Here is a 15985-nt window from a genome sequence, read left to right as displayed (position 1 = left end):
TTCGCGGGATTCGGCAGGACTGCTCAAGGGCGACCTTCACCGGATTTGCCTGAAGGGCCTTGCAGCCTGGGGGCCCTTCTCTCTGAAAAGGCATCCACCGGTTACTCTTCCCTCTCATCGCACTTATCGGATTCAATTGGTAACAATTATTTTACAACGGGAAACGCTCCCCGTCAAACAAATTCATCCTTTAGGGCATGCGAAACGCTTCCTGCACACTCTCCCACATCAGCGACGGATTGGCCAAGAAGGCCAGCAGCAAAACGGTTACCAGCATCATGACGCTGAGAAAAAGGATGAACAACAGGCCGCGGTAGGCGCTTCGCATCAGGGACTTTACCATACCCACCGGATCCGCCCCCCTTTGCGAACCTTTTTCTATTTATTTTGCTCTTTTCTCGACAGCTTGTCCAGCCAAAACGAAAAATTTCCCCGACATTTTTCGATCTTTTGGGGAACAAAACCAGGATTTCCCCGATTTATCGAGCTTTTCCGCCGATCGGGAGCGACAAGATGTCGAGCTCTTTCTTATAAAGAAACGGAATTTCCACCCGATCGGATTCATCAAAGTTCGCGGGAAGGAAAAATCCTGCGTTAAAGAAAAAACAGGCAAAGCCTTTGCCTGCAGAGGAATCGCCCGCCTCCATTTCTCGACCGACCTTTCATCCGGCGTTTCCCTTCTTGCCGGCCCGTGATTGAACCGCGGCAACGGCCGCGTTCTCTTTGGCCGCGGAACCCTTTCCTGCCCGTTGATGGGCCGATCGTTTCGGCCAGAGTTCGCCCAGCGTTTCCCGCACCCCGCGGAGCCGGTCCAACTCCAACCGCAGGCGCCGGACCGCCTCGGCTTCCGCAATCCCCCCGGGCTTCCGGTATTGACGAAGGAGCTCGCCGATCCCGTCGGGATATGCCAGATACAGGGCGAGGAGCTTTTTCTCCTTACGAGAAAGTTTTCGTTCCTGTTCATAAACCTCCAGAAGGGAAAGAATCCCGCTTCCCCCTTCGGAGGGGTCCGAAAACTGCCGGAAAAACAGGGCGAGGTCCCTAACCGGGCTGTCAACCCGGGCGTGATCCCAATCGATCCAGATCCAACCCCGATCCCCTTTCAGGATGTTGTGGGGGTGTATCCTGCCGTGGCAAAGGGTGTAACGGGGAGGGATCCCCCTTTCCGTCTCCACAAACCGCTCCATCCCCCGGACGGCAAAAGAAAAGGCCTTATCCAGCAAATCCGCATGATCGCTCAGCATCTGCTCGAAGGGAGAGGCAAACCCGCGGGTCTTGAGTTTGCTCCGGTATTCCTGGATCCTTTCCCTGTGACCCCTCCACCTCTCGACCAGTCCCGTTCCCGCCCGGTACCGAAACTCCTTCCCCCTGTCCGCGGGCTTTTCCAGAAGCCGGTGGAGCACAGCCAGTTGCCGGATCAACTCTTCCGCAGGCGCGTCGCGGGGATCGAGAACCCCTCCGGACCAGCGCGTGGCGTACCACGCTCTCCCCCGCTCCTCCAGAAAAGGACGTCCTTTTCCGGTGGGAATCCAAGGCAGAAGCGCGTCCCCCCCTTGTGATCGGGCCTCTTCCACCGCCTGATGCAAAAAAGAAAGCTTCTTCGCCGAACAGGAAGCTTTTTTCAGAGCGAAAGTCCCGTCCTCCGTCTCCACTCTCCAGGCCCCCCGAACCCTCGTCACTTGGACGGGGTTCCATCCATAACGGGCGATGACCCGGCGAAGAAGCCCGCTTCGGAAATTCCGGTAGGGCTTAAAAGAGGTTTTCCCCTTGCTTTCCTGAACCGTCATTGGGCCGTTTTGCGCTCCTCTCCGGGAATGTATACGATCTGTCCCTCTTCCAATTGTCCGGACTCCAAATCGTTCAGCCGAAGAATCGAGCTGGCCGAAACGCCATACCGATCGGCGAGGGACTCCAGCGATTCTCCCTTCTGGACGATCACCATCCGCATCTTTACAAAGGTATCCTCTTTTTCTCCGAGGAACTGCCGGGCCCAATGGAGTCCTTCCTCGCCGGTCCCCTGTTCACTTTCCCGAACATCCGTTGAAACCGTTTCCTCTGCGGATTCCGCCGATTCCTCCTCCGATTTCCCCGCCTCTTCGTCCCAAGTCTCTTCCTGCGCGGAGGAATCCGCCGCGGCCCGGTCCGGACCGAACTCGTCGGGGGACGGTTTCCGGAGCAATTTTTTGGCCAGTTGAAACGCCTCGTCGAAATCCTCTTCTTCGGGTTGAAAACCGAACCGCACGCGGCTCAACGGGTCGCGTTCGGCTGCCTCTTCCCGGTCGCGCACCCTTTTTTCCCCTTCTTTGTCCGGCACTTCCGCGCCCGCGTCCTCTCCGAAATCGATGTCGTCAGGGGAATCCGGAGACCATTCCGCGGGAGATTCTCCCGAAGAGGAGGATTCAACCGCGAACGGATATGCTCCATCCTCCTCGGTGCGGCTCTCCGCCCAGTCCTCCCCCACATCGCCGGCGGCGGAGGACTCCTGCGGAAGGGATTGAATCTCCGCGGCTCGCGTGTCCGGTTCCTCCCGCTTTCCGGCCGGCTCTCCGCCGTAATCCACATGAATCAGGTGCACTTCGCCCGGGGATTCCTCCTCTTCCGCATCCATGCCGCCTCCCCTTTCGGACAAAACGGAGGATCCGGAAAAGGAAACGACGCTGTCCTGGTAAGCCTCATCTTTTTTCGGATCGGACAACAGGCCGTCGATGGCCAGGACCGCCTCGATCTGCAACTCGAAGGGGGACAACACCTGATAATCGAAGGATTCCACCTCCGCGGCGATGCGGTCGACATCCACCCGGTCGGAAGGAAGGGTGATCTCAACAGGGATCACAAAGGCGATTTCATCCATGTTCTCCCCTTCCTGCCGGACTTCCGGAGCCTGCTCATCCCCGCCGGCCGCTTCTTCTCCTGTGTCGACCGCATCTTCCTCATCCCCGACATATCTTCCCGCCAGCCTCAAATAGCCGTGAATCCTGAGATGGGTCTCCTGATCCTCGATTTCCACGTCGGGGTACAGATCCAGTTCAACCAGCGTTTTGATCCCCGGCTGTTGCGGATGCAGGCGGACCTTTTCCGATATGTCGAACCGGAGCTGCTGGTATTCGCGATCCACCAAAGGAAATCCCTCCCCTTTCACGCGTTGATAGCCACCGCGATCCGTCATCCCTCCCGGGGACGCGAATCTTCTGCCTCACCCGACATCCATCCTGCAAAGCTTCAGGGCCAGACGATGATGGGAAAGATGAAGGCCGCAATCATTCGACTGTAATCTATCTATATGCGTCCGGAAAAAGGATATAACCGCTCGTACCGGCAGGGGGACTTCCCCGGATTCCGGTCCGCCCTGGTGCCCCGGTCCCCGGGATGGAGGAGACTTCACCGAAACGCCCGAGTCGTGACAATGAACGAAATTCCGCACAAAAAGAAAACGGGGATCAACCAGTCCCCGTCTTCTTCACGCCCCTCGTTCAACCCGGTAATGATTCCGATTTACTTGCGGCCCTCCTGCAAATCCTTCAAAAACAACACCATGTAATCCTCGTCGAGAACCCGACCGTTCACTCGCATCGAGCGCGGATAGGTTCCGTACTTTTGAAAGCCCAATTTTTCATACAGGGCTTTGGCCGGTCGGTTTTCGGACACCACAGTAAGAGTGATGATCTCCAGCCCGGGAAGGGCTTTCACCCGGGTGATGAGCGCCTCCATCATCCGGGTGGCAACGCCTTTACCTTGGTAATCGGGGCGGACATGCACGCCCCACACATGACCCCGGTGGCGGGTTTTTATCAGCGTTTGCCGGACAAAGCCGGCGATTCCCACCAGCGTTCCATCGTCAAAGCCCCGGGCACAAAGTCATCCGAACCGTTCCGCTCCCGCAGAAAGGCGGCATTTTCCTCCACGGATCCCGCCACTTCTTCGGGAGTCCGGTAAAAAGCCTCCGGATACGTCTGGAGAGCCTCCCTGTAAAGGTGGTGAAAGGCCTCGGCGTCCCGTTCCGTCAGGATTCGAAATTCCATCCGATCACCTCCTGGTTCATCGCGATGGAAAAAGGCACGGCGCCGGGCCGTGGTCACAACCGCTTCAACGCGTTGCGGTTGGCTTCAATGGTCCGCTCGATGTCCTCCATCGAATGGGCTGCCGAGACGAACATCCCCTCGAATTGGGACGGAGGAACGAAGATGCCCTCTTCCAGCATCAGGCGGAAATAGCGGGCAAACCGTTTGGCGTTTGATGCCCGGGCTCCGTCATAGTTGATGACCGGATCACCGGTGAAAAAGAGGGTGATCATCGAACCCACCCGGTTGATCTGATGCGGGATACCCGCCTCCTCGGCGTTTCGGCGGATCCCCTCCTCCAAGCGGGCCGCCTTTCGCTCCAACTCCTCATACACCTCCGGCTGAAGTTCCCGGAGGGTGGCCACACCGGCGGCCATCGCCAGCGGGTTTCCGGAAAGGGTCCCGGCCTGATACACCGGCCCCGCCGGCGCAATCATCTCCATGATCTCCCGGCGGCCGCCGTAGGCGCCGACGGGAAGGCCGCCGCCGATCACCTTGCCCATGGTCGTCAGGTCGGGCGTCACCTGAAACTTGCCCTGGGCCGAATGGTAATCCACCCGAAATCCGGTCATCACCTCGTCAAAGATGAGCAGGGCACCGTATTCGGAAGTGATGCGGCGCAATCCCTGGAGGAAGCCCGGCTGGGGCGGCACCACTCCCATGTTCCCGGCCACCGGCTCCACAATCACCGCGGCGATGTCGTCTCCGAACTCCCGGAAGACCAGCTTGACGCTTTCCAAATCATTGTAGGGAACCGTCAGCGTGTGACGGGCGGTCCCTTCCGTCACCCCCGGGCTGTCGGGCAACCCCAAGGTGGCCACACCGGAACCCGCCTTGATCAGCAGGCTGTCGGCATGCCCGTGATAACAACCCTCAAACTTGACGATCTTGTTGCGCCGGGTGTATGCCCTGGCCAGCCGGAGGGCGCTCATGGTCGCTTCCGTCCCCGAGTTGACCATGCGCACCACTTCCACCGAGGGAACCCGCTGCACTACTTCCCTGGCCATCTCCGTCTCCAGTTCCGTGGGCAGCCCGAAACTGGTTCCCCTGGCCGCCGTCTCCTGAACGGCCTCCACCACCTTCGGATGAGCATGCCCAAGGATCAGGGGGCCCCAGGAACAGAGGTAGTCGATGTACTCGTTCCCGTCCACGTCGAAGACGCGGGAACCCCTTCCCCGCTCGATATACACGGGATTCATCTCAACCGAGCGAAAGGCACGGACAGGACTGTTGACCCCGCCGGGGATCAACCGGACCGCCTCTTTGTATCGGGTTTTGGAGCCTTCAAAACCTTTGTGCAAAAAAATCCCTCCTCCTCGGGTATTGTATCGAATCAGAGCGCCCTTGTCGGCAAGAATGCCTTCCGAAAAACCGCAAAAGCCGGCATCCCGGATGAGGAGAACAGGATACCGGCCCTTTGGAGCATGCGTCAAATCCCGAACCGCCGGATCACCTTCTCCTCCCATTCCTCCATCTCCGGGGTGAAATAGGTGACCCGCGTCTTCTTGTATTCCTTGGTGGAATAAAGAACATCCCGTTCGCGGATGCCCGTCTCCTCCTCGATCGACTGGAGAATCGCTTCACATTCTTCCTTCGTCCGACCGTGGACCATCGTGAAAATGGAGTAGGGCCAATCCGGATAAGTGGGGCGCAGGTAGCAATGGCTGACCGCCTTGAACGAGGCCATCTTCATCCCGACCTCGTCAGCCTGCTCCTCCGGAACCGCCCACACCCCCATCCCGTTGAAGCGGAATCCCGCCTTGCGGTGGTGAAGCACCGCGGCAAAGCGGCGCATCTGCTTCCGCTCGAGCAGATCCCGGCCAGCCCGCAGCAATTCATCGGTGGAAACCCCGATATTTTCGGCCAGGGCGTCAAAGGGACGGGGCTCGATGGACAGATCCTTCTGCAGCTCGCGGATGACGGCGATGTCGAATTCGGACACGGTCTGAGCCGCCCTTTTCCGCTCCTCGTATCCGTAAGCGGGCTTGGCCTTCGCCTTGCTCGTATCCTCTTTTCCGGTCATGTCCAGCTGAACGCCGATCTTGAACAACTTCAAGGTGGGCATCAGGCGCACCTGCTCCGCCTCCGCCATCTTTCCGAGCAGCTCCACCGTCTTTTCCAGGCCGAGGCGGCTGTTGGGGGGCACCGCGATGGTAAACCACAGGTTGTAGGCGTGGTTTCGCTTGTAGTTGTGGCTGACCCCCGGGTGATCATTGATCACCCGGGCCGCCTGGTCGATCCGCTCCTCGGGGATCTTGGCGGCCACCAGGCTGGACTTGTACCCCAGGGAGCGGGTGTCGAAAATGGCGGAGATCTGCCGGATCACGTCCCCCTTGAGGGCACGGACCCGGTTCAGCACCTCCTCCTCCGTCGTCCCCAGCTTGTCGGCCAAGGCTTGATAGGGACGTTCCACCAGCTCGATTCCTTCCTGCAATTCATTGAGAAGCCGCCTGTCCAAGGCATCCATCTCTTCCACGGCCATCAGTCGATCCCTCCCCGCAGCCAGCGGGCTGCATCCTTCGCGTGATATGTCAAGATCAGATCCGCACCGGCGCGCTTCATTCCCGTCAAAAGCTCCATCACGACACCCCGCTCATCGATCCAACCCCGCTCGGCGGCCGCCTTCACCATGGCGTACTCCCCGCTGACGTTGTAGGCGACGATGGGCAGGTCAAAGCGCTCCCGGACCCGGCAGATGATGTCCATGTAGGCCAGACCGGGCTTCACCATCAGAAGGTCCGCCCCCTCCTCCACATCGGAGGCCGCCTCACGCAACGCTTCCCGGACGTTGGCCGGATCCATCTGATAGGACCGCCGGTCGCCGAATTGGGGAGCCGAATGGGCCGCTTCGCGGAAAGGACCGTAGAAGGAAGAGGCGTACTTCACCGCATAGGAGAGGATCGGCGTATATTCAAACCCGGCTTCGTCCAGTCCCTGCCGTATGGAGCGGACGAAACCGTCCATCATGTTGGAGGGGGCGATCATGTCGGCCCCGGCCCGCGCCTGGGAAACCGCCGTCCGGGTCAGCAATTCCAAGGACTCGTCGTTGACGATCACTCCGTCTCTCACCACGCCGCAGTGGCCGTGATCCGTGTACTGGCAAAGGCAAGTGTCGGCGATGACGTACAAGTCGGGATACCGTTCCTTGATGCGGCGGATGGCCCGTTGAACGATGCCTTCCTCCGCGTAGGCCTCGCTGCCGACAGCATCCTTTTTCGACGGCACGCCGAACACGATCACCGACGGAATGCCGAGATCGACCAGCTGGGACAGTTCCTCCTCCATCCGGTCCACCGAAAAGTGGAACACCCCCGGCATGGAAGGAACCTCCTCGCGCACGTTTTCCCCCTCCACGACAAACAGCGGGGCGATCAGGTCGGTGACGTCCAAACGCGTCTCCCGGACCATGCTGCGAATGATTCCGGTTTGACGCAGCCGACGATGGCGCCTGAAGGGGTTCATCGGGATCCCTCCTCTAAAAAGGTCCTGTGGGGCAATCGCACCAACACATCCACCAAACCGTCGATCGTGTACTCCGACGCGACGGCATCCACCCGGAGGCCGAGCTCCTCCGCCGTCCGTGCGGTAATCGGACCGATGCACGCGATTTGCACCGATTCGATCAAAGACCTCCAATCCTCCCGCGCCGTGCGGATGGCTTCGACAAAGTTGCGAACCGTCGAGGAGCTGGTAAAGGTGATCACATGAATCGCCCCTTCCTCCAGCATCCGCGCCACCTCACCCGCGTCTTCCGTTCCGACGCGGGTGTCGTAGGCGTCCACCTCCGTCACCTCCAGGCCGCAACGTTCCAACTCTCGGGCCAGCACCTTCCGCGCGATATCGGCCCGGGGGAGCAACACTTTCTCGCCGGCTTCCACCCGGGAAGCCATCGCTTCAGCCAGGGCTTCCGCCCGGTACTCCCCGGGGAGGACATCCACTTGAAGCCCCTTGTCCAAAAGCGCCTCCGCCGTCTGGGGGCCGATGGCCGCCACTTTCGCCTTGGCCATCCGGCGGATGTCCAGTTTCAGCTCGCGAAGCCGGCGGAAAAAGTGTTTCACTCCGTTGGCGCTGGTAAACACCACCCAGTCGTAGTCTTCCAACCGATGGAGCGCCGCATCCAAGAGATCCTGCCGAGCCGGGCGGGTGATGCGGATCACCGGAAACTCGATCGCCTCCCCGCCGAGGACTTCGATCCGTTCCGACAGGGCGCTCGCCTGACTGCGCGCTCGGGTCACCAGCACCCGCTTGCCAAACAGGGGTTTTCTTTCGAACCACTTCAGGGTCTCCCTGAGCTTCACCACCTCGCCGACCACGATGACCGCCGGGGGCTGGAAGCCGGCCTGCTCCACCCGCTCCGCGATATCCGCCAGGGTGCCCGTCAGGGTTTGTTGCTCGACGCGGGTTCCCCATCGGATGAGGGCGACCGGGGTGTCCGGAGAGCGGCCGTAGCGGATCAATTGCTCGCGGATGAAGGGAAGGTTGCCCACACCCATCAGAAAGATCAGCGTCTCCGCGGCGCGGGCGAGATGCTCCCAGTCGATGGAGGACTCGGTTTTCTCCGGCCGCTCGTGGCCGGTAACCACGGCAAAGGAAGCATTGAAATCCCGGTGGGTGACGGGAATCCCCGCGTAGGCGGGAACGGCGATGGCGGAAGTGATTCCGGGAATCACTTCAAAGGGAATACCCCGCTCGGCCAGGATCTCGGCCTCTTCCCCTCCCCGGCCGAACACGAAGGGATCGCCCCCCTTCAACCGTACGACAGTCTTCCCTTCCTTCGCCTTGCGGACCAGCAGTTCGTTGATCTCCTCCTGCGACAGGGTGTGCCGGTCCGGGCGCTTGCCCACATAGATCCGCTCGGCTCCCTCGGGGGCATATCCCAACAGGCGAGGACTGGCCAGCCGATCATACACCAGCACCTCCGCCCGCCGGATCATCTCAAGCCCTTTCACGGTGATCAAACCGGGGTCTCCCGGCCCGGCACCGACCAAATAAACCGTTCCCACGCTCATCGCTCCACCTCCGCTCGCACCGCAGACAAGATCTCATCCGCTCCCTGCCGGAGCAGCTTTTCCGCCAAACGGCATCCCACTTCTTCCGCTCCGTTCCCCTCCTGACGATCCCGCAGCACCCGGCGGCCGTCCGGAGAAGCCACCAGCCCATCCAGGAGAACCTTTTCCCCCTCCACCTGCGCATAGGCGGCAACGGGCAGATGACATCCTCCCTGGAAGGCGTGGAGAAAGGCCCGCTCGGCCCGAACCGCCTTCTCGGTTTCGGGATCGTTGATCCGCCGGATCAGGCGAAACACGGACTCATCCCCCCCGCGGCACTGGACCGCCAAGGCCCCCTGTCCCACGGCGGGCACCATCTTGTCGACCGCCAAAACCTCCGTGATCCGGTCCTCCAGGCCCAAGCGGGAAAGGCCCGCCCGGGCCAACACGATGGCGTCAAACTGGCCCTCCTCCAACTTGCGGAGCCGGGTTTCCACATTCCCCCGGACCGGCTTCACTACCAGATCGGGGCGGCGTACGAGCACCTGGGCTTGACGTCGAAGGCTGCTGGTGCCCACAACGGCGCCGGCGGGAAGTTCATCCAATCCCGCTCCGGAGCGGGAGATCAAACAATCTCTCGGATCCTCCCTCGGGGTTACCGCGGCGATCGCAAGGCCCTCGGGCATTTCCGCCGGCAAGTCCTTCATGCTGTGGACCGCCAGGTCGATCCGTCCCTCGAGGAGCGCCCCCTCGATCTCCTTGATAAACAGCCCTTTCCCTCCCAACTTGGAAAGGGTGACATGGAGAATCCGATCTCCTTTGGTCAGGATCTTCTCCACCCGCCACTCCCAATCCGGTTGAAGCTTTCTCAACCGGTCCATCACCCACTGGGTTTGGGTCAGTGCCAATGCGCTTTGTCTCGTTCCCACACTTACGGTTTTCACGCTATTCCTCCTATGGATTCCTCACCCGTTGATCCCTGCCGCGGAATCCGCCGCCACGGCCATTTCCTCCAGGATGGTCCGATCCACCCATTCCTCCATTCGCCGGCGCACCAGCTCCGGATCCTCCTTGCAGAGGCGTATCCACTCCTCCTGTACCAGCCGGGCCATCAGACGGTAACGGAGCGTAGTGTCGTCCACCTCCGACTGGATTCGCTTCCTCATTTCGACGAGCAGATCGAGAAACACTTCGTATTCCGGCCCGTATTCCGACTCCAGACGCCTCCGGATCTCCTTTGCGAGGGAGGGGCTGGCTCCGGCGGTGGAAACGGCGATCGTCAGCTTCCCCCGTCGAACGGCGGAAGGGACGATGAAATTGCACAGGTCGGGACGGTCCACCACGTTGATCCACTGCCCCCGAGCCCGGGCATCCTCGTACACTTGCCGGTTCACCGCCTCCTTGTCGGTGGCGGCGATCACCAAAAAGCAGCCCTCCCCGTCCTCCCGGCGGTAGGGACGGAAACGGCAGTCGATTTCCCCGGCCCGGAAGCGATCCATCAGCCCCGATGTCAAGGAGGGGCTCACGACGACCACATCGCCGCCGCCGGCCAAAAGGGAGGCCACCTTCCTCTCGGCCACCGTCCCGCCCCCCACGACAAGGCAACGCCGACCGGTCAGATCGATCATCATCGGGTAAAGGTGTTGTGTCATCTTTCTTCGCTCCTCTACAACCATCGGTGGAAAGAAACGCCGGTTCCGGAAATCCACATGTTCAACAAGACGGTAAAAAAAGAGAGCAAATTCCACCAGGCCAGCCTGCGCCCCCGCCACCGGCCCGACAGCCGGAAATAAAGGTGCAAGCTGTAGGCGGTGAGCACCAGCAGGGATCCGGCGATCTTGGGATCGTACCACGGCGTTCCCGGAACCCTCTGATGAAGCCAGACCAGTCCCAAAATCATCGACAGGAGCATCAGGGGGACGCCGATCATCACCCATCGATGGAAAAAGGAGTGCAAACGGTCCAGACTGGGCAGGAGGCGGAGCACCCGATTCCATTTCTTCCGCTTCAGCAGAAAGTTTCCAATCAGGTAAAAAGCCGCGAAAACCGCGGACAAGGAAAAGGCGGCATACGCCACGAACGCCATGGTGACGTGGATGAACACCAGCTCTGACAACAGGATTTCCGATACCGGACTTCCGGAATCCCTGGCGACGAACAGATTGATCGCCATCACGGCAAAGCTGATCAGATTTGCCGAGAAGACAAACAGATCCATCCGGTAAACGGCGTTGATCACCAGGGTGAGCGTGATCAGGACCCAGGAATAGAAAAACAGAGCATCAAAAGAAGTGAGTGCCGGAAACCACGACGACAGGCGAAACGCGAAAAAAAGACTTTGGGAGAGCCACACCGCCACCAAAAGCCCCAGGGCCAACCGGTTGGCCCTTCGGTTCGGGTAGAGCAGGTCCGAGAAAGAAAAGAGCAGGCTGAGCGCATATAAATAAATGATGAAATCGATAATCCACCGCTCGGTAAACACGACGGCTCCCCCTTACGAGCGCGTAGGGAGATCGGTTCCGGCGTAAGCGGGCCTGCCCAGCCGGGAAGAAGAAAAGCGGGCTACAAGCATTTCTTTGTCTTGGGCGGTTTCCTCTTCGGAGGACAGGCGATCCTCCAGGGCAAACAGCTGGACGAACAACTCCAGCGCTTCTTCCCGGTCCGGTCCCGCTGCCATCTCCTTGATCCGAAGGATCGGATCGCGCAACAGCTGGTTGACGATGCTCTTCGTGTGCTTCCGGAGCACCCGCCGCTCCCGCTCGGTCAAATCCGGAAGCTTTCGCTCGATGCTTCGCATCGTCTCCTCCTGAATGGCGATCGCCTTTTCCCGTAGGGCGGAGATGAGGGGTACGACACCAAGGGTTTGGAGCCACTCCTGGAAGCGGACGATTTCCTCCTCGATCCAGGCTTCCACTTTCTCCGCCTCTTTCCGCCGCAGGACGAGATTGGCCTCCACGATTCCCTCCAGATCGTCGATGTTGTAGAGGTAGACCTGTTCCAGTTCATGGACCGAGGCTTCCACATCCCGCGGAACGGCGATGTCGATCAAAAAAAGAGGGACTTGGCGGAAGCGGACCGCTTCGGACACCATCTCCCGACGAATCACCACATCGGAGGAACCTGTGGATGTGACCACAATATCCGCTTCACGCAGGGAGTCGACCAACCGGTCGAAGGGGCGGGCCTCCCCGTTGAAACGCTTGGCCACTTCCGCGGCCTTCTCCAGGGTGCGGTTGGTCACGATCACCCGGTCGGCCCCCGCCTCGTGGAAGTGCTTTGCGGTCAACTCCCCCATTTTTCCCGCTCCGACCAGCAGCACCGTCTTCCCGGAAAATCCGTCGAACAGCTTTTTCCCCAGCTCCACCGCCGCATAGCTGACCGATACGGCATTCTGACCGATTTCGGTCTCGGCGTGAACCCGTTTTCCGAGAGTGACGGCCTGTTTGAACAGGGTATTGAACAGCGTTCCCGTCGCCCCGTGCTTTTGGGCGGTCAAAAAAGCCGATTTCACTTGGCCGAGAATTTGGGTCTCTCCGATGATCATCGAATCCAGCCCACACGCCACCAGAAACAGATGGCGCACGGCTTCCTCATTTTGCTTCACATACAGGTGGTCGACGAATTCCTCTCTCGGCACGCCGAACCACTCTTCCAGAAAGGTTTTGAGATAGTACTCCCCCGTGTGAAGCTGATCGCAAACGGCGTACAATTCCATCCGGTTGCAGGTGCTCAAAATCGTGCATTCCAGAATGCTTTTGGTATGACGCAGCCGCGTCAGCGCCTCCTCCAGATCTTTATCGGAGAAGGCCAGCCGCTCGCGCAGTTCCACCGGAGCCGTTCGATGATTCAGCCCTAACACCATGATGTGCATCAAATCACCCCGATTGCCGGGACAAAAGTGACAAATCCTGATGAGAACCTTCCCACAAAAGGTGTGATCTTTATCATTCCCGTTTTTTCAGTCTATCCCCATTATAGCACAGGCCATTCCGGCAAAAAGTCGACACCTTTGAACAGATTTTGAATCCGGGGCATACGATGACATTAGCCCAGTTCAACAAAGGAGGACGAAGCCATGCCCATCCTGTCCCGCAAATGGGTCATCGCCGCCGCGTTGGTCATCGGCTTGGCGGTGATCGGTGGGATCGTAAAGGCCCTTCTTCCTTCGGAAGAGAATCAATTGGAAACCCTCCGCGTCGTAGAGGTGACCCGCTCACCCTTCTACGCTCCCCAATACGTTGCCCTGTCCAAGGGATTTTTCGAAGAGGAAGGATTGGATATCCGGCTGTCCAACGGATTTGGCGGAGATAAAACGATGACCGCCCTCTTGGCCGGGGATGCGGACATCGTTCTGGTCGGCGTCGAGGCGGCCATTTATGTCAACGCCCGCGGAGCGTCCAGTCCGGTCACCGCCTTCGCCCAGTTGACACAAACGGACGGCTCCTTCTTGGTATCGAGGGAACCGATGGAGGACTTTCGCTGGAGCGATCTTCGCGGAAAAGCCCTGCTCGGCCAGCGAAAGGGGGGAATGCCCCAGATGGTGAGCGAATATGTCCAGCGCAAAAACGGCTTAAATCCCCACAAGGATGTAGAGATCATTCAAAACGTGGACTACAAAAACCTGGGAAGCGCCTTCGCTTCCGGAACGGGCGATTTTGCGCAACTGTTTGAGCCGACCGCTTCCATGTTGGAGAAAGAAGGAAAAGGATATGTCGTCGCCTCCTTTGGAGTCGACAGCGGAAAACTTCCCTACACCGCCTACATCGCCAGAGCCCAATTCATCGAAGATCATCCCGAAGTGATTCACCGTTTCGTGCGAGCCCTTCATCGGGCACAGCAGTGGACTTTGCGGCATTCGCCCGAAGAGATCAGCGATGCCATCTCCCCTTATTTTACCGATACCGACCGCGAAGTTCTCATCCGGGTTGTGAAGCGGTATCAATCCCAGGAATCCTGGGCTCCGGATCCGATCATCGAGCAGTCGGAATACGAACACCTGTTGGAAGTGATGCGCCAGGCGGGAGAACTCCCCGGCAACATCCCATATGAGAAAATCGTGCGCACGGACATCGCGGAAGCGGTGACCGGGAATCCAGATTGACGGACGCAAGAAAGTGCTCCGGCAGGGGGAATTGCCATGACACCGATCGATGCGATTGAAATCGATCATGTGACCAAGACGTATCTGACAAAGCGAGACGAACGTCAGGCGCTGGGGCCGATCACCTTCAATGTCACTTCCGGCGAGATGGTGGCCGTCGTCGGACCCAGCGGATGCGGCAAAAGCACGCTTCTCTCCCTGATCGCCGGCCTGATGCCGGTCACGTCGGGAGAGATCCGCCTGTTCGGAGAGCCCGTGAAGGGACCCTCCCCCCGCATCGGTTACATGCTGCAACGGGACGGTCTGCTGGAGTGGCGGACAGTGGAGGAAAACATCGCCCTGGGGCTGGAAATTCGGGGGCAGAAGACCCGAAAAAACCTGGAACACGCCCGTTACCTGCTCAAGGAAATGGGATTGGCTTCCGTGATCCAACACTATCCTTCCCAGCTTTCCGGCGGAATGCGGCAACGGGTCGCCCTTGTGCGAACCATGGCCGTCCAACCGGACATCCTCCTCCTGGATGAACCGTTTTCGGCGGTCGACTACCAAAACAAACTGCACCTGGAAAAGCTCCTCGTCTCGATCCGCAGGCAGCACAAGATCACCACGGTGCTCATCACCCACGATCTGGAGGAGGCCCTGGCCCTTGCGGACCGGATCATCGTCCTCTCCCGCAGACCGGGGCAAATCCGGCGCATGATCACCTTGCCCGAGGAGGTTCGCAAGGCCGATCCCCTGGATGCGCGCAGCCATCCCCTGTTCAGAAACCACTTCAACGAACTGTGGAAGGAGTTGGAACAGCCATGACAAATGGGGCGATCAAAAGATGGCTGGAACGGGGAGCGGTGTCCCCCCTGCACGCCAAACACCTGCGACGGCTGCGGATTAGGGAATGGAAAATCGCCATTTACCGGACGGCCATCCTCCTCCTTCTGATCATCGGATGGGAATGGGCGGCCCGGGAAGGGGTGATCGATCCCTTCCTGTTCAGCAGTCCCGGTCAAATGTGGGATCTGGCGGTGAGTCTCTCCGCCTCCGGCGAGCTGCTGAATCACATCGCGGTCACCCTCGTGGAGACGCTGATCGGATTTTCCATCGGGACGGCGGCCGGCACCGCCCTGGCCACCCTAATCTGGGCCTCACCCATGCTCTCGCGGGTATTGGACCCTTACCTGGTGGTCCTCAACAGCATGCCCAAGGTGGCCCTGGGACCTCTGTTCATCGTCACCATCGGCGCCGGTTACGGATCGATCATCGCCATGGGCGTTGCCATCACCATCATCATCACCGCGCTGGTCATGCACCAGAGCTTCAAAAGCGCCAATCCCGATCATCTCATCCTGGCCCGCGCCTTTGGGGCGACGCGCACCCAGCAGTTCATCAAAATCATTCTGCCTTCCAGCATCCCCGATCTGATCGCGGCGATCAAAGTCAACGTCGGCCTGTCCTGGGTGGGGGTCATCGTCGGCGAATTCCTCGTTTCGAAGGCGGGCCTGGGATACCTCATCATCTACGGATTCCAGGTGTTCAACCTGACCCTCGTCATGTTGAACCTCTTGATCGTGGCGCTGTTGGCGACGCTGATGTACCTGGCCGTCTCCCGGGTGGAAAAACATCTCCTGCGGCATCGGGAAACAAACGGATAAAAAAGCAGCGAGCCCTTTCGGAGAAAGGGCTGAGATTGATGACAAACCCCCTGGCTCTTTTCGCAAGAAAAGCGCCAGGGGTTGCATGTTTATGGGAAATAAACAGATAAAGGAAATTAGATTTGGTAAATTAGGCGGATCACAAAGCCTTTTCCTCTCTTCGAGAGGAGCAAGGCCATTTTTTTGATGTTT

The 15985-nt window shown here is 59.5% G+C and carries 17 protein-coding genes and 1 other annotated feature (1 of these 18 cut by a window edge); of the genes, 3 read left to right on the top strand and 14 right to left on the bottom strand.

Annotated features, from left to right (window positions below; translation table 11 throughout):
- Positions 1-127 (bottom strand) — a binding site (T-box leader) (it extends 111 nt beyond the left edge of the window).
- 63 nt (positions 128-190) lie between these two features.
- From CLV97_RS18220 to hemA, 14 genes are all read right to left on the bottom strand, one after another.
- Positions 191-349 carry a hypothetical protein gene (locus CLV97_RS18220; protein ID WP_170070530.1) on the bottom strand — a complete coding sequence of 53 codons (159 nt, stop codon included), beginning with the start codon at positions 347-349 and terminating at the stop codon, positions 191-193.
- Positions 350-479: 130 nt separating this feature from the next.
- Positions 480-647 (bottom strand): hypothetical protein, encoded by a 168-nt coding sequence (locus tag CLV97_RS18215; protein WP_170070529.1) that lies wholly within the window; start codon positions 645-647, stop codon positions 480-482.
- Positions 648-662: 15 nt separating this feature from the next.
- A complete protein-coding gene (locus tag CLV97_RS13385; RefSeq protein ID WP_106346033.1) occupies positions 663-1787 on the bottom strand; it encodes a phosphotransferase in 1125 nt (374 codons plus the stop codon).
- Positions 1784-3115 carry a LysM peptidoglycan-binding domain-containing protein gene (locus tag CLV97_RS13380; protein ID WP_245891584.1) on the bottom strand — a complete coding sequence of 444 codons (1332 nt, stop codon included), beginning with the start codon at positions 3113-3115 and terminating at the stop codon, positions 1784-1786. The genes CLV97_RS13385 and CLV97_RS13380 overlap by 4 nt, the downstream gene beginning before the upstream one ends.
- A 377-nt stretch (positions 3116-3492) precedes the next feature.
- Positions 3493-3822: a GNAT family N-acetyltransferase gene (locus CLV97_RS13375; RefSeq protein ID WP_170070527.1), complete on the bottom strand. Its 330-nt coding sequence runs from the start codon at positions 3820-3822 to the stop codon at positions 3493-3495.
- Positions 3789-4019: a hypothetical protein gene (locus tag CLV97_RS13370; protein ID WP_106346030.1), complete on the bottom strand. Its 231-nt coding sequence runs from the start codon at positions 4017-4019 to the stop codon at positions 3789-3791. The genes CLV97_RS13375 and CLV97_RS13370 overlap by 34 nt, the downstream gene beginning before the upstream one ends.
- 53 nt (positions 4020-4072) lie before the next feature.
- The gene (gene hemL / locus CLV97_RS13365; protein ID WP_245891577.1) at positions 4073-5359 is read right to left on the bottom strand and encodes a glutamate-1-semialdehyde 2,1-aminomutase; all 1287 of its coding nucleotides are present in this window, start codon (positions 5357-5359) and stop codon (positions 4073-4075) included.
- A gap of 128 nt (positions 5360-5487) precedes the next feature.
- Entirely contained in the window at positions 5488-6540 is a 1053-nt protein-coding gene (gene ahbA, locus CLV97_RS13360) for a siroheme decarboxylase subunit alpha (protein WP_106346086.1), read from the bottom strand.
- Positions 6540-7520, bottom strand: coding sequence for a porphobilinogen synthase (gene hemB, locus CLV97_RS13355; RefSeq protein WP_106346028.1), 981 nt, complete (start codon positions 7518-7520; stop codon positions 6540-6542). Before hemB ends, ahbA begins: the two co-directional genes overlap by 1 nt.
- Entirely contained in the window at positions 7517-9067 is a 1551-nt protein-coding gene (gene cobA, locus CLV97_RS13350) for a uroporphyrinogen-III C-methyltransferase (RefSeq protein WP_106346027.1), read from the bottom strand. The genes hemB and cobA overlap by 4 nt, the downstream gene beginning before the upstream one ends.
- Positions 9064-9990, bottom strand: a complete 927-nt coding sequence (hemC, locus tag CLV97_RS13345) for a hydroxymethylbilane synthase (protein ID WP_106346026.1) — start codon at positions 9988-9990, stop codon at positions 9064-9066. Before hemC ends, cobA begins: the two co-directional genes overlap by 4 nt.
- Before the next feature lie 21 nt (positions 9991-10011).
- Positions 10012-10698, bottom strand: coding sequence for a precorrin-2 dehydrogenase/sirohydrochlorin ferrochelatase family protein (locus CLV97_RS13340; RefSeq protein WP_170070526.1), 687 nt, complete (start codon positions 10696-10698; stop codon positions 10012-10014).
- A gap of 14 nt (positions 10699-10712) precedes the next feature.
- Entirely contained in the window at positions 10713-11528 is an 816-nt protein-coding gene (locus tag CLV97_RS13335; RefSeq protein ID WP_106346024.1) for a cytochrome C assembly family protein, read from the bottom strand.
- Between the two features lie 12 nt (positions 11529-11540).
- On the bottom strand, positions 11541-12917 hold the full coding sequence (gene hemA, locus CLV97_RS13330) for a glutamyl-tRNA reductase (protein ID WP_106346023.1): 1377 nt from the start codon (positions 12915-12917) through the stop codon (positions 11541-11543).
- Positions 12918-13121: 204 nt separating this feature from the next.
- Here hemA and CLV97_RS13325 point away from each other — a divergent pair, with 204 nt between their 5' ends.
- Genes CLV97_RS13325 through CLV97_RS13315 form a run of 3 tightly spaced genes read left to right on the top strand, consistent with a single transcriptional unit; the run spans position 13122 to position 15793 of the window.
- The gene (locus CLV97_RS13325; RefSeq protein WP_106346022.1) at positions 13122-14147 is read left to right on the top strand and encodes an ABC transporter substrate-binding protein; all 1026 of its coding nucleotides are present in this window, start codon (positions 13122-13124) and stop codon (positions 14145-14147) included.
- Between the two features lie 36 nt (positions 14148-14183).
- A complete protein-coding gene (locus CLV97_RS13320; RefSeq protein ID WP_106346021.1) occupies positions 14184-14954 on the top strand; it encodes an ABC transporter ATP-binding protein in 771 nt (256 codons plus the stop codon).
- A complete protein-coding gene (locus CLV97_RS13315; RefSeq protein WP_170070525.1) occupies positions 14951-15793 on the top strand; it encodes an ABC transporter permease in 843 nt (280 codons plus the stop codon). Before CLV97_RS13320 ends, CLV97_RS13315 begins: the two co-directional genes overlap by 4 nt.
- Positions 15794-15985 lie beyond the last annotated feature (192 nt).

This window comes from Planifilum fimeticola (assembly GCF_003001905.1).
Lineage (GTDB): Bacteria > Bacillota > Bacilli > Thermoactinomycetales > DSM-44946 > Planifilum > Planifilum fimeticola.
This window is presented reverse-complemented; position numbering and strand designations above follow the sequence as displayed.